12 protein-coding genes are annotated in these 13,839 nt (G+C 46.9%); 10 read left to right on the plus strand and 2 right to left on the minus strand.

Annotated elements, in window-relative coordinates:
- Nucleotides 1-17: 17 nt before the first annotated feature.
- From BW941_RS16845 to BW941_RS16860, 4 genes are all read left to right on the plus strand, one after another.
- Nucleotides 18-1,613 carry an isocitrate lyase gene (locus tag BW941_RS16845; protein WP_076518038.1) on the plus strand — a complete coding sequence of 532 codons (1,596 nt, stop codon included), beginning with the start codon at nucleotides 18-20 and terminating at the stop codon, nucleotides 1,611-1,613.
- Between the two features lie 884 nt (nucleotides 1,614-2,497).
- Nucleotides 2,498-3,625 carry a ferredoxin reductase gene (locus BW941_RS16850; RefSeq protein WP_076518040.1) on the plus strand — a complete coding sequence of 376 codons (1,128 nt, stop codon included), beginning with the start codon at nucleotides 2,498-2,500 and terminating at the stop codon, nucleotides 3,623-3,625.
- Nucleotides 3,626-3,639: 14 nt separating this feature from the next.
- The gene (locus tag BW941_RS16855) at nucleotides 3,640-4,752 is read left to right on the plus strand and encodes a fatty acid desaturase family protein (RefSeq protein ID WP_076518042.1); all 1,113 of its coding nucleotides are present in this window, start codon (nucleotides 3,640-3,642) and stop codon (nucleotides 4,750-4,752) included.
- A gap of 368 nt (nucleotides 4,753-5,120) precedes the next feature.
- Complete coding sequence (locus BW941_RS16860) at nucleotides 5,121-6,242, plus strand: fatty acid desaturase family protein (protein ID WP_245820126.1); 1,122 nt, start codon at nucleotides 5,121-5,123, stop codon at nucleotides 6,240-6,242.
- Nucleotides 6,243-6,294: 52 nt separating this feature from the next.
- On the opposite strand, the gene BW941_RS16865 is transcribed toward BW941_RS16860, so the two are convergent.
- Both BW941_RS16865 and BW941_RS16870 read right to left on the minus strand, forming a co-directional pair.
- Complete coding sequence (locus BW941_RS16865; protein WP_076518044.1) at nucleotides 6,295-7,941, minus strand: DUF2135 domain-containing protein; 1,647 nt, start codon at nucleotides 7,939-7,941, stop codon at nucleotides 6,295-6,297.
- Between the two features lie 102 nt (nucleotides 7,942-8,043).
- A complete protein-coding gene (locus BW941_RS16870; RefSeq protein ID WP_084189105.1) occupies nucleotides 8,044-8,799 on the minus strand; it encodes an enoyl-CoA hydratase/isomerase family protein in 756 nt (251 codons plus the stop codon).
- Between the two features lie 913 nt (nucleotides 8,800-9,712).
- Between BW941_RS16870 and BW941_RS16880 the strand changes: the two genes are divergently transcribed.
- From BW941_RS16880 to BW941_RS16900, 6 genes are all read left to right on the plus strand, one after another.
- Nucleotides 9,713-10,261 (plus strand): GNAT family N-acetyltransferase, encoded by a 549-nt coding sequence (locus BW941_RS16880; protein ID WP_076518050.1) that lies wholly within the window; start codon nucleotides 9,713-9,715, stop codon nucleotides 10,259-10,261.
- A 160-nt stretch (nucleotides 10,262-10,421) separates the two neighbouring features.
- Nucleotides 10,422-11,111: a transposase gene (locus tag BW941_RS17995; protein ID WP_245820128.1), complete on the plus strand. Its 690-nt coding sequence runs from the start codon at nucleotides 10,422-10,424 to the stop codon at nucleotides 11,109-11,111.
- Nucleotides 11,081-11,983, plus strand: a complete 903-nt coding sequence (locus BW941_RS18000; RefSeq protein ID WP_245820129.1) for a transposase — start codon at nucleotides 11,081-11,083, stop codon at nucleotides 11,981-11,983. Before BW941_RS17995 ends, BW941_RS18000 begins: the two co-directional genes overlap by 31 nt.
- 183 nt (nucleotides 11,984-12,166) lie before the next feature.
- Nucleotides 12,167-12,460, plus strand: coding sequence for a DUF1330 domain-containing protein (locus BW941_RS16890; RefSeq protein WP_076518052.1), 294 nt, complete (start codon nucleotides 12,167-12,169; stop codon nucleotides 12,458-12,460).
- A gap of 145 nt (nucleotides 12,461-12,605) precedes the next feature.
- Nucleotides 12,606-13,091 carry a GNAT family N-acetyltransferase gene (locus tag BW941_RS16895; RefSeq protein WP_076518054.1) on the plus strand — a complete coding sequence of 162 codons (486 nt, stop codon included), beginning with the start codon at nucleotides 12,606-12,608 and terminating at the stop codon, nucleotides 13,089-13,091.
- Between the two features lie 111 nt (nucleotides 13,092-13,202).
- Entirely contained in the window at nucleotides 13,203-13,643 is a 441-nt protein-coding gene (locus tag BW941_RS16900) for a GNAT family N-acetyltransferase (RefSeq protein ID WP_076518056.1), read from the plus strand.
- The last annotated feature ends 196 nt before the right edge of the window (nucleotides 13,644-13,839 follow it).

The following is a 13,839-nucleotide window of genomic DNA, read 5'->3' on the forward strand; positions in this document are numbered from 1 at the left end:
CTTTTAAGGACTGACTCATGTCAACTTATCAAGAAGACATCAAAGCGGTAGCAGCGCTGAAAGAAGCAGCTGGTAGCCCATGGGATGCTATCAACCCAGAATCAGCAGCACGTATGCGCGCTCAGAACAAATTCCAAACTGGTCTGGACATCGCTCGTTACACTGCCAAGATCATGCGCGAAGACATGGCAGAGTTCGACAAAGACAAGACTAAGTACACTCAGTCTCTGGGTTGCTGGCACGGTTTCGTAGGTCAGCAGAAGCTGATCTCTATCAAGAAGCACTTCGGTTCTACTAAGCGTCGTTACCTCTACCTGTCTGGTTGGATGGTTGCAGCTCTGCGTTCTGAGTTCGGTCCTCTGCCTGACCAGTCTATGCACGAGAAAACTGCTGTAGCGTCACTGGTTAACGAACTGTACACCTTCCTGCGTCAAGCTGACGCTCGTGAACTGGGTGGCCTGTTCCGTGCACTGGACGCAGCTCGCGAAGCTGGCGATTCTGCTAAAGAAGCAGAAATCCAGGGTCAGATCGACAACTACGAGACTCACATCGTACCAATCATTGCTGACATCGACGCTGGTTTCGGTAACGCTGAAGCGACTTACCTGATGGCTAAGCAGATGATCGAGGCGGGTGCTTGCTGCCTGCAGATCGAAAACCAGGTTGCTGACGAGAAGCAGTGTGGTCACCAGGACGGTAAAGTGACTGTTCCACACGCTGACTTCCACGCTAAGCTGCGCGCTCTGCGTTACGCATTCCTTGAGCTGGGCGTTGACGACGGTGTTATCGTTGCACGTACTGACTCTGAAGGTGCTGGCCTGACTAAAGAAATCGCTGTTGTTCGTGAGAAAGGCGATCAGGGTGACGTTTACAACTCATTCCTGGACGTTGAAGAAGTTAACGTTGAAGACGTTAAGAACGGCGACGTACTGCTGAACCGTGACGGCAAACTGGTTCGTCCTAAGCGTCTGCCTTCTGGTCTGTACCAGTTCCGTCAGGGCACTGGCCACGAGCGTTGCGTATTCGACTGTATCGAAGCTATCAACGCTGGTGCTGACCTGCTGTGGATCGAAACTGCAGTACCTACAGTACACGAAATCAAAGGCATGATGGACGAAGTACGTAAAGTACACCCAGATGCGAAACTGGTTTACAACAACTCTCCATCATTCAACTGGACTCTGAACTTCCGTCAGCAGACCTACGATGCATGGGAAGCTGAAGGTAAAGACGTTTCTGCGTACGACCGTTCTAACCTGATGTCTGCTGAATACGACGACTCTGAGCTGTCTGCAGCTGCTGACGCTCGCGTTAAGACGTTCCAGGCTGATACTTCACGTGAAGCGAACGTATTCCACCACCTGATCACTCTGCCTACTTACCACACGACTGCACTGTCTGTGGACAACCTGGCTAAAGAGTACTTCGGTGACCAGGGCATGCTGGGTTATGTTGAAGGCGTACAGCGTAAAGAGATCCGTCAAGGTATCGCTTGCGTTAAGCACCAGAACATGGCTGGCTCTGACATGGGCGACGACCACAAAGAATACTTTGCTGGTGAGAACGCCTTGAAAGCCGGTGGTGCTAAGAACACTTCTAACCAGTTCTCTTAAGATCTGATTAAAAGCGTTTAGAAAGAGGCGACCTTAGGGTCGCCTTTTTTGTGCCAGCAAAGAATGTCTTTGCGGTCGCGACCACAAAGCCATTAAAGAAAAGCGTTGCTGGTGAGAATGATTTGAAAGCTAGTGGTGCTAAGAACACTTCTAACCAGTTCTCTTAAGATCTGATTAGTTGTTCTTAAAGAAGCGGCCTACGGGCCGCTTTTTTTGTTTCCGCGGTTTCATACGCCTCTGATCTGTAGGAGCTCAACGCGAAGCTTGAGCGATTCTGTAGGAGAGGAGCTTCTCCCAGAAATATCGCGCATAGCCAGGCAAGCTGGCTGGAGCGCTCCTACGAGTTGACCTGCCGACCTGTAGGAGCTCAACGCGAAGCTTGAGCGATTCTGTAGGAGGGAAGCTTCTTCCCGACATCGTTATTACCCGATATATGTTCGGGGATATGATCCCCTCCTACATGTGCCATGGTCAGCTTCGGCGATGACATTAAAATGACAACGGTAAGCCATTTCCGGAAGCATGGCACGAGATGTGGTATTTTCCTGACACTTACATAAGAAATTCTTCCTATGTGGCTTGGAAAATGTTTCCATTATCACAACAAGAATAAAAACATTATTTCCTGAGAAGCACTAATTACCGCGCACAACGCTGATCTACGGCAAGTAGTCGTCTGACAAAGTCGTCCAATATACTGATTTATAAGGATTTATTTGCAGTAGCTGATGAATTTGTCAGTAACGGGCAAGCTTTTTGCTGTTTTCCGTTCAGCCTATGTGGCCTCTGTCGCCAATAGACACATGGTCACAGTTCGTTAACATTGCGTGGGCAATCTCAGCCGATGAGACAGCGCATTCTCACATTACGAAAGTAGAATAATTATGAGCCAAGCAGAAACCAGTGTGCAGTCAGGATCTTTCTTCTCTAAAGCCCACGAGTGGGTGGCACAGAGCCTGACACAGCAGAACAAAATCAGCGCATACCTCGAACCTCTTATTCAGATGGCCGTACCAGGCTGGACGACCGAAGCGATCCGCTCAAAAGTCATCCAGGTGCGCCCAGAGACTAACGATGTATACACACTGGTCATTCGCCCCGGAAAACGCTGGAAAGGCTTTACAGCCGGTCAGCACCTGCAGATTACCGCCGAGCAGAACGGTACCCTTCAGACTCGCTTCTTTTCAGTATCGAGCGCTCCTGCGCACTTCAGAAAAACCGGTCTGATCGAAATGAGTATTCGTGTACAGGAAGGTGGTCGTGTAACCCCTTGGCTGCGCGAGGCTTTTGCAGCGGGTGGCATCTGTAACCTGACGCCTGCGGAAGGTGACTTCGTTCTTCCTGCTGGCAATGATCCTGTTCTGATGATCGCTGGTGGCAGCGGTATTACGCCATTCCGCTCAATGCTGAGCCAGATGGCCGCAACCGGCGATAAGCGTGACGCGCACCTTATGTTTTACGTGCGTGATGAAGCTAACGCGCTGTTCAAAGAAGAATTCGAAAAAATCGCGGCTCAGCACGAGAACATCCGTGTGACCTTTATGAATAGTGCCGAAAAAGGCGTGTTCAGTGCCGAGCACATTCAGGAAGTCTGTCCGGATTTCGCTGAGCGCAAAGTAATGATCTGCGGCCCTACGCCAATGATCCAGCTCGTTCGTGGTGTGGTTTCAGAGCAGGGTGTGTCTGCTGAGAACATCATGTTCGAATACTTCGGTGCGGCTCCGATTGAGCTCGACCGTGCCGATGCAAAAGATGCTTATGTAAACTTCGAGAAGGGCGGTGTTGCTGCGATGAGCAGTGCTGAAAACCCAGTGAGCCTTCTTGAGCTTGCAGAGCAGAATGGACTCAAGCCGCTGGCCGGATGCCGTGTAGGTGTCTGCCACCAATGCAAATGTACTAAGAAAAGCGGCGTAGTTCTTAACACTCTCACCGGTCAGTACTCAGACACTGGCAGAGAAGACATTCAGTTATGTGTGTCTGTTCCTGTCAATGACGTGGTACTGGATGTCTAACAAGGAATATTATAATGACAACACATCTTCCTAGTGCCGATACACTGGAATCATTCCATAAAGACCTGGATGAAATCCGCGACGACATCATGGCCAAAGTGGGTCAGGAAGACGCGAATTACATCCGCAAAATAGTACGTATCCAACGTGGTATGGATCTTGTTGGCCGGTTGACTATGGTCGCTGGTTTTTATCACTGGATCTTCTGGGTGATCGGCGTCGTCATGCTTGGCTGCGCTAAAATTCTGAACAATATGGAAGTGGGTCACAACGTCATGCACGGTCAGTACGACTGGATGAACGATCCACATCTGAACTCACGCGAATTCGACTGGGATGCTGTTGCTGATGGCAACTCCTGGCGTCGTACTCACAACTTCGAACACCACACTTACACCAACATCATCGGTAAAGACCGCGACTTCGGCTACGACACTCTCCGTCTGAGTGATGATGTACCGTGGAAAGATCATTACCGCTTTCAGCCAATCCGACTGATTGTACTGATGCTGATGTTCGAATGGGCTGTTGCCTATCACGAACTGTTTGGTGAGCGGATTTTCATTGGTAAGCGCCACAAAGAAGGCAAGCTGCCGATTTCTCACGCCCAGCTGATTAAAGACTTCTTTACCAAGATTCGTCTGGCTGTTTTCCGTGACTACATCTTCTTCCCGGCGGTTGTCGGTCTGTTCCTCGGATGGCCAATGTTCTTCGCGATTCTTGGCGGTAACTTCGTAGCGAACCTGATCCGTAACCTGTGGGCTAATATCATTATCTTCTGTGGTCATTTCACCGAAGAAGTACACACCTTTAACGAAGAAGAGTGCGTCAATGAGAGCCGTGGTCAGTGGTACTACCGTCAGATTCTCGGTTCTTCAAACATCGAAGGCTCTAAAGTCATGCACATCATGAGCGGTCACCTGAGCCGTCAGATCGAGCATCACCTGTTCCCGGATATGCCATCTTACCGCTACATGGAAGCGGCCGAGAGAGTTCGTCAGGTATGTGCCAAGCACAATATCCCGTACAACACAGGTACCCTGTGGGATCAGTACAAAACAGTGGTTGCGCGTGTCATCAAATACAGCCGTCCACCGAAGAAAACAGGTGAAGTGGCTAACGCCTGATATCTGACACCTGTCTGACAAAAGCGGCATCTTCCGGAAGGGATATGCCGTTTTTTTATGCCTCTTACTTTTCCATGCTGAGTAAGCCCATCTCTTTGTTGAACAAAAATGTCCGACTTGGAAGTTCACCTCACTGCTCGTAAAAGGCCAGCAATCAGGCCTTTTCGGAGTACTTGGTTGCCTGAATTCAGAAGTAAGCGCGTGCAGCTGACTATTGATGAAATAGAGGAAAGGGTGACTTTCGTCGACACTGACCGCTCTCTGTATGACACTGACAACCAATGCCGTCGTGGCACGTAAAGTGCAATTCGCTGTCAGGCAATTGATTGATTGCTCAATAGCAGAATAGTCATTTCAGGAGAATTAAAGTGACGACTCAGATACCAAGTGCAGAAACGCTGGAGTCATTCAAAAACGACCTCGACCAGATCCGGGATGAGACCATGGCCAAGGTGGGTGCAGAAGACGCCCGTTACATCCGCAAAGTCGTTCGTGTGCAACGCATACTTGATATTGGTGGCCGTGCAATCATGGTTGCAGGTTTCTACCACTGGATTTGGTTTGTTGTAGGGGCTGTCATGCTGGGTGTGGCTAAGATCCTCGATAACATGGAAATTGGTCATAACATCATGCACGGTGCCTATGACTTTATGAACGATCCACACCTGAACGGCACCACGTTCGAATGGGATAACGTGTGTGACGGTCAGTCATGGCGTCGTACGCATAACTTTGAGCATCACACCTACACCAATATCATTGGCAAAGACCGTGACTTTGGTTACGACCTGCTGCGTCTGAGTGATGACACTCCCTGGAAGCCACGCTTCAAGAATCAGTTCTTCTGGTACCTGGGTTTGTCGACTTTCTTCCAGTGGGGCGTTGCTTACCATGAGCTGATTGGTGAGCGTGTATTCTTCGGTAAAAAGAAAGTAGACCGTGAGAGCGTTGTAACGAAGAAGCAGCTGGCTAAGGACTTCTTCTCTAAAATTCGCAAAGGTGTGTTCCGCGATTACCTGTTCTATCCGGGTGTTGTTGCTCTGTTCCTGGGCTGGCCAATGTTCTTCGGTATACTGCTGGCGAACATGGGCGCGAACCTGATCCGTAACTTCTGGGCATCCACCATCATCTTCTGTGGTCATTTTACAGAAGATGTGCACACCTTCAGTGAAAAAGAGTGTGAGAACGAAACGCGCGGTCAGTGGTACTACCGTCAGATTCTGGGTTCCTCTAACCTTGAAGGCTCAAAGCTGCTGCATATCATGAGTGGTCACCTGAGCCGCCAGGTAGAGCACCACTTGTTCCCTGATATGCCATCGTATCGCTACAACGAAGTGGCAGAGAAGGTTCAGGAAGTCTGTCGCAAGCACAACATTCCGTATAACACAGGCTCGCTGTGGAGCCAGTACAAAACGGTGGTTGAGCGTGTATTGAAGTACAGCAAGCCAACACCAGAAGAGAAGGCGGCCTTCAAACAAGCCAGAGCCTGATCTCGAAGCATAAAAAAGCCGCTCATTGAGCGGCTTTTTTGTTTCACTGCTTTTACTGTGCGTAGTACTTCGTAGGCGGTACTATCTCGTTCGCGGAAGCAGCTGCAGCGCCACCATCCCCTTCTTCTGCACTGCCGTAGCAATCGTCGCGCGTCACCCACTCTCCGACGGTTGTTAAAGCCGGCTCACCACCGCTTACAGTGATATCGAACACATGCCAGCATTCTGAAGGCTCACCCGATGGCGGAGCGAAGACAGAAGAGTTGCTTCCGATAGTCAGCTCTACGCGCGCAGGCGAGTCCTGAATACTTCCATCACCAGAATACAGATAGACATAATAGCTATAGGTACCATCGTATGGGAAACCGCTCAGGTAAGTGATTTCAGGGCCAAAGCCGTCGGTGTCGTCAACATCGATAAAGATACTTTCATCACCAATGACCAGGTCGTCATCTGAGTAGTACAGGTGGAATTGCCCACTTTCACTTGCGTCATCCGGCCCTTCCAGATGGGTATCCAGGTCTTCTGGTTCTTCAGACCAGCTTAGCGCTATCGAAATATCGACGGGAGAAAGCGTCAAACAATCGCTGAGTGTTTCGTCCTCTTCTGATGAAGACAGCTCTTGAGAGCCACTGAGCAGACCGTTTCCGGAGGCCTGAATACGGAGATAAGAAGCCATACGGACAGGGATGGTAAAACTACCGAATTCGTCGGTGTACACAGAAGATGTACCCGTGTAGTCGAGGCCAGTTGCCGTAACGCGGACGTCAGCGGCAACACTGTTGTCTTCATTAACAGCACAGCCGGTCAGGTATACCGTCTCATAGACCCTGTCGGCATTCCACGTGGTGAAATGAGAAACTGTACCAACGTAAAAGAATCCGCCAGAAATTTCTGTCAGAGTGGCAGAGCCCTCTTCAATCCAATAGCCAGAGTCATCGTCATAGTAGAAAAGAGGGATGCTCTCAGGGGCATTTTCAGGGTCACCAGAGAGAGGAATACGAACGGTGGCTGTTTGACCTGAAGCCAACTGAAGTGGGTTGCCATCAGCATCTTCGAAGGTCGCATTAATTGCACCGAAACTTTCGATATTACTGATCTCCCCTGTTGTACCATCCACAGCTTCGTATTGACCCGGCATTAACTCAGGGTCTTCACGAGGGTCGATCACGGTAAGCTCGGCATCAATGTCACCTGAGAATGCATTCCCGTCGGCATCAACGAATGCATTAGCGGGTAGTGAGATAATTGACTCACCATCGACCAGAATCTCGTTTTCTGATCCACTGCCTATCGTTACGCTCGTATGAACGGGGATTAAAGAAACAGAAATTGTCTCTGTATCGAAGTTAAAAGTACGTCCAAATTCGGCGTAACCTTCGGCATCTGAGTAGATGGTCAGAGTGTCTGTGCCATCAGGGTAGCGCAGGGTAGCCTTACCAGTTGAGTTGGTTTCTGCCGAGAAGTATTCGTCAGAACTGTTTCCCCAGCGAACGCTGACCATGGCCTCAGTAACAGGAGAGCCTGTGTAGTAGTCCGTAGCCACAGCGGAAATAGACGGGCGGTTATCTGGAGCAGGATCTGTGATAGGGAGTGTGGGATCAGGGTCAGAACCCGAACTACTTCCACCACCGCCACCACATGAGGCAATGAGGGTAGCAGCGAATACAAGCGAGAATGAAGAGAATGTCCTGAGCATAAAAACTTCCTTGTGGATTGTTAGATCAGGACAGAATGGAAACACGAAACATCGGTAACCACAAGCGGGGCAGGGGCTTTCCTAGCCCCTGAACAGAGCGTATTACTTGCCGCCTTTAAGAACGTGCTGAATACGCATCTGAGTTTCTGGGGTTGCCAGTAGATCAGTGAATGCGCCCATCTCTGCCTTCACTGCAATGTTCAAGCGCTCACGATGCCCTTCAGCACGGCCCAGCGCTTTGATTGCCTTAAGTGAACCCTGGTGATTCTTTAGCAGCTCGGCAGCGGTGGTCATCGCAGTCTCAAGGGCTTTGCCATCCTCAACGGCAGCATTCAGGAGGCCCCATTTCTCAGCTTCAGCGGCAGAGAAGAAGCGACCGGTAAGCAGCAGGTCTGCCGCGTTCTTAGGACCGATTGCTTCAGCCAGCATCACAGAAGAACCACCTTCTGCGGCAACACCAATTTTGGCAAACGGCAGGCTGTAGCGGATGCTCTTACCAGCGTAAGCCAGATCGGCATGCAACAGCAGGTTTGCGCCGATACCGACAGCAACGCCTTCCTGCGCAAGAATCAGCGGCTTCTCTAGGCCACCCAGGGTATCGAAAATACCGGCGACACCATCGCGTACACCTTCGAGATCACCGTCGGTCAGCAGATCACGAAGATCATTGCCCGCTGTAAACTTGCCTTCTGCCCCCGTCATCACGATGACAGATACAGCATCATCGGCATCTGCTGATTGCAGCGCAGCAATGATGTCCTTATAGGTCTGAACACGAATTGCGTTCAACACCTTAGGGCGATTGATCGAAATAATCGCGATGCGATCGTTAACCTGATACTCGATATCCTGATACATAAGAAACCCTGACAGAAAGACCTTAAAGAGACTGGATCATGGCAAAGGGTGCCCACAAGAGCAATGATCAAAGATAACATCGCAATGATCGAACGTGTGGATTACGTGATGCCCTTCGAAGGCGCCTGAATGCAAAGATAGTATGGGTATCCATACAGTATATTTTGGAGTTATCGAATAAAACTGGCACGCTTTACATTCGCGCTTGCGCGTTTTGCCGGTGGGTAGTACGGTAAACATTAAACGAATCAAAGGCTTACAAACTTGGTTTACAAGTTTATGTGCAAGCTCTCGCCGAAATAACAGGCGTGCGCGTTTTTCTGGAAAGGGTATTTGAGTTATGGAAGATTCTTCAATGAAGTCAGTGAGTTACCCTGGAAAGCTCGAAAGAGTGTTCCAGGATAAACGCGCACGCACACTAACAAGCTGTTATGCGTACTCGTAGGCTGTATCCATGTTGAGTAAGATCTTGATTTACATTATTTCAGCAGCGTGCTTAATTGCGTTGACTTACTGGATATATCTGTACATAACCGACGCTCCAAAAGTAGTGAGCGTTGAGCGCGGAGTAATAAGCTCACACCGTGGCGAATCAACATTTGTTGAGTTAGAAAGTGGTGCAATAATCGAAACACCGATTTATGAGAGTCAGCAAGGTTCTGAAGTGCTTGTTGTTGTGAAATCGGGTAGGAGAACGGGTAACATCTCATACCTAATATCTAAGCCTTCAAAGATCTTGATAGCAGTAGACGCTGACAGTTTCGATGAAGACGGCAATTGGAAGTAGCGCATAACAAGGCCAGTAACAGCGAGCAATTTTTCCGTCGCTTTTTCGTGGCGGGCGCTACGCTGCCACAAAAAATCCACTCCAAAATTGCCGCGTTCTGGCGGCGTTATAAGGCATAGTCGAAGAATGTTGAAAACGGATAGATTACTGCTTCGTCAATGGACAGAGGATGACTTTCTTCCTTTTGCTGAAATGTGCAGTGATAAAGAGGTAATGGAGTATTTTCCTAAGCTCCAGACTAAAGAAGAAAGCTACGAAATGGGGATAAAGATCTTATCCCTTATACATGATCGTGGTTGGGGATTTTGGGCCGTCGAAATACCTGACCAGCATAAATTCATTGGCTTTGTTGGTTTGCATACTCCAACAGACAAAATGCCGTTTTCGCCTTGTGTAGAAATTGGCTGGCGATTGTCAAAGGAGCACTGGGGTAAAGGGTATGCAACCGAAGCAGCCAAAGAAGCCTTAAAATTTGCATTCACTCAGCTAAATCTAAATGAGGTTGTCTCATTTACAACGCTCTCCAATGAACGTTCTAAATCAGTCATGCAAAAGATTGGCATGCAAAACAGTAATGAAAATTTTATGCACCCCGATATTGAAGTATCACACCCTCAATGTGAGCACGTTCTGTACAAAATCAATAAATCAGACTGGCAGCAAAATGCCTTATAACAAGTTGCTCAAATTCGTTCCGGGCGCAAAAAGCGCGCCCTCCACCGGACAGCCTACGCTACGCTTTGGCTGCCGTTTAGCAAGGCGTTGAGGCTGTAGAAAAACTCTGAAAAACAGACGTTTTTTGATAAAATAGACCTCTGATTTTCGGAGGTCTTAAATGCCCAACTTTAAAAAGTACGACTACGATCAAACCGCAATGGTGGTCGTTAACTTTCTTGAACAACTTCAGCCAGGCACCTTCGAATTTACTCTTCATCAGCTGATTGAAGGTCATATCGATTTATCTGTCTTCTATGAAAAATACCAAAACGATCAGGGTGGTCGCTCTGCTTACGACCCTGCCATTTTATTGAAAATAATATTGTTCGCGTACTCTAAGGGCATCACCTCAAGCCGTGAAATTCAGTGGCAATGCGAGAATAATATTATTTTTAAAGCGCTGTCATGCGACTCTGTCCCTCACTTCACCAGTATTGCAAGTTTCGTTAGCAGCTATCCCGATGCTATCGAATCTGTATTCGAACAAATACTGCTGGTCTGCTCTGAACAAGGCCTTCTCGGTAATGAACTGATCGCCATTGATGGCTGCAAAATGCGATCAAACGCGTCGAAAGAACACTCTGGAACCTTGTCTGAATTATCTGAGAAACGTCAGAAGATACGTGCTCAAATTAAGCACTGTATGAAGGAGCATAAAAAACTCGATAAGCGCAAGCCTCGGGAACGAGAGCGAAAAGAACAGCTCGAACAATCAATCGATACGTTATCAAAGCATTACGAGAAAGTTGATCAATTCCTAAAGACGCAACCCCAAGGATGGGGCAAGGAAAACGACCCAAAGAAGTAAAAAGTAACATCACCGATAATGAGTCGGGAAAAATGTTAACCAGTAAAGGAACGATCCAAGGTTACAACGGTGTCGCTGCTGTGGATAAGAAACATCAGATTATTGTAGAGGCTCAGGCATTTGGTGAAGGTCAGGAACATCACACGTTAAAGCCTATATTAGAAGGCATTCAAGCCCGATATGATCGCCTTGGAATTAGCGAAGATGTCCTGGGCGATCAGGTTATCGTCACAGCAGACACAGGTTTCTCGAACGAAGATAACAATCTCTACCTGAAAGAAAATCGAATTAATGCCTATATCCCGGATAATGCATTTCGTTCCAGGGATAAAAAATTTGCAAATCAAAAAGAAAAGTACGGCAAGCGTCATCAAGATACAAAAGTGGGAGTTAAACAGGTTATTCCATCGAGCGAATTCAAGCTAAATCAAAAGAATAAAACCTGCATTTGTCCTGCTGGTAATTTGATGTGGCTAAAAGACGAAGCTACTAAGAGAAATGGTGACAAAAAATTCGCCTTTGAAGGGCGACTGACTGATTGTCGAAGCTGCCCTTTGAAATATGACTGCATGAGAAATCCAGACTCTCCGAATGACCGAAGTGGTCACGGTCGACAAGTCAGCTTTACGATAAATAAAGGTAAAAGCGCGACTGAGTGGATGAAGAAGCGTGTCGATAGTCAGTTCGGTAAGAAGGTCTATGGTCATCGAATGTCAGTAGTCGAACCCGTATTCGGGAATATCGGCACTAACAAAGGCTTGAACCGGTTTTCGCTGAGAAGCAAAGCGAAAATTCAGGGACAATGGCTACTGTTTAGCTTGGTTCATAATATTGAAAAGATCATGAATTATGGTCAAATGAGGGGTATATAGTCTGTTTTAGTGCTGAATCAGGCCGTAAGCGCGTAAAAAATGAAATTGGCTGTTTTTTAGTCGATTATTTTTGTACATTATTGTTAATTAAAAAATTAATAGCAAACAAAGGAGCGTAGAAAGATGGATTTTTCTAAGAATGTTTTTCTACAGGCTCGTTAGCTGGCAATAATAAGGAATATCATGAGTGGTTACATTATTTATCACTACAACATTATCGATGAAAAAAGAATCGACCAGCTAGGGCCGTTATCTTTACCAATTGTGGAGAAATATTCTGGCAAGTTGGTGGTGGGTAGTGGTGTTAGAGTACTAGAAGGTTCCCCATATACAAATATGGTCATATATAAATTTAAGAGTATTGAGTCAGCAAAGGTTTTTTATGAGTCCAAAGAAGCTCAAGAACTTTCAAAACTAAGAAACGAAATTACAGAGGGTATTGTGGTATTTGTTCCAGAATATGGCGCAGAGCAATAGCATAGTATCAGCTAACAAACGGCTGCACCGGACAAATTTTAGCCGTCATCTTTTGTGCAAAAGTACGCACAAAAGCCGCCATCAAAAATTTGCTCGGTGAGCCGGGCGTTAGGCTGTCGTAGCCGACTTACTCAAAGGTTAAGAAATGGATTTCAAAATTGAAGCAACAAACTGTTTAGGTTTTCCTGATTCTGAATTATCAGAATTACTAAATGATGTTTATGTGGGCGAAGGCTACACAGAAGCTGAATTAGCAGAATCGCTATTTGATGCTGCTGCTATTCGTTCAAGGGGGCGAATTATCACAGCCTCTAATACTGAAAATCAGCGCTTAGCGGGATTAGTTATCATGGTTCCACCAACATCTAACGCAAGAAAGCTAGCAAAAGAAGATGAGGTAGAAGTTCACCTTCTTGCTGTTAAGAAAGAGTTTAGAAATAATAACTTAGGTAGTAAATTAGTTAGTAAGCTAATTCTTCAAGCACAGGACGAGGGCTATAAAAGAATAATTCTTTGGACGCAAGACTCCATGAAAGCGGCTCAAAATCTATATGAAAAATTAGGGTTTATCCATGAGTCAAATTTTATAGCTAATGGGCGTGATTTCTATCTGTACCATCGAACATTATAAGCCTAACAAACAGTTGGTGAACGCCCCTGCGGGGCTGGGACGGTTAAACTTCGCTCGTTCCTCACTACGTTTCACCGCCCCACAACAAAAGCGTTATGAGGTATTCATGAAATGAAATTTAGGCTTATCACAGAGAATGACATTAGAAATTGTGCGCAGCTATTTTCTCATGTTTTTTCAACGGAACCTTGGAATGAACCTTGGACAGAAGAAGATGCTTTCAAAAGATTAAATCATTTCTTCGAATCTAAGGGCTTTGTAGGTGTTTTGCTTGAGAGTGAAGATCTTATGGGGTTTGCTCTAGGTAATGTTGAACCTTTTCACTTCGGCGATATGTTTTACCTTCGAGAAATGTGTATAGATACTAAAATGCAAGGCTCAGGTCATGGTCATAAATTACTTGAAAGTCTTGAAGAAAATTTAAAGAATATGAATGTAAATAGCATCTATTTGACTACTGATATAGAAATCCCAGCATCTAAGTTTTACAAAAAAAACGGGTTCAATTTCAAGGATACAATGGGGTTCTATGCTAAGCCTATCAATTCATAACAAGGTGCGGCAAACTGACCTCCGTTTACGGTCACCTTTTGTGCAAAAAAAACGCACAAAAAGCGCCAGTAATCTTCGGCTGTTGCGCACGGCGTTAGCTGACCGAGTTACCCATGAAAAGTAGACACCTCACTACTACCTAATGAGGGTCTTTAAATGACTAAGAAAACGAAGAACAAATACAATCACTACACCG

It is taken from the genome of Thalassolituus maritimus (assembly GCF_900156675.1).
Lineage (GTDB): Bacteria > Pseudomonadota > Gammaproteobacteria > Pseudomonadales > Oceanobacteraceae > Thalassolituus > Thalassolituus maritimus.

Bases quoted from the DNA above. Each gene is read 5' to 3' on its own strand.
- BW941_RS16890 (WP_076518052.1), top strand. From the start codon at position 12,167: ATGAGTGGTTACATTATTTATCACTACAACATTATCGATGAAAAAAGA.
- BW941_RS18000 (WP_245820129.1), top strand. From the start codon at position 11,081: ATGGGGCAAGGAAAACGACCCAAAGAAGTAAAAAGTAACATCACCGAT.
- BW941_RS16880 (WP_076518050.1), top strand. From the start codon at position 9,713: ATGTTGAAAACGGATAGATTACTGCTTCGTCAATGGACAGAGGATGAC.
- BW941_RS17995 (WP_245820128.1), top strand. From the start codon at position 10,422: ATGCCCAACTTTAAAAAGTACGACTACGATCAAACCGCAATGGTGGTC.
- BW941_RS16900 (WP_076518056.1), top strand. From the start codon at position 13,203: ATGAAATTTAGGCTTATCACAGAGAATGACATTAGAAATTGTGCGCAG.
- BW941_RS16870 (WP_084189105.1), bottom strand. From the start codon at position 8,799: ATGTATCAGGATATCGAGTATCAGGTTAACGATCGCATCGCGATTATT.
- BW941_RS16855 (WP_076518042.1), top strand. From the start codon at position 3,640: ATGACAACACATCTTCCTAGTGCCGATACACTGGAATCATTCCATAAA.
- BW941_RS16895 (WP_076518054.1), top strand. From the start codon at position 12,606: ATGGATTTCAAAATTGAAGCAACAAACTGTTTAGGTTTTCCTGATTCT.
- BW941_RS16865 (WP_076518044.1), bottom strand. From the start codon at position 7,941: ATGCTCAGGACATTCTCTTCATTCTCGCTTGTATTCGCTGCTACCCTC.
- BW941_RS16845 (WP_076518038.1), top strand. From the start codon at position 18: ATGTCAACTTATCAAGAAGACATCAAAGCGGTAGCAGCGCTGAAAGAA.
- BW941_RS16850 (WP_076518040.1), top strand. From the start codon at position 2,498: ATGAGCCAAGCAGAAACCAGTGTGCAGTCAGGATCTTTCTTCTCTAAA.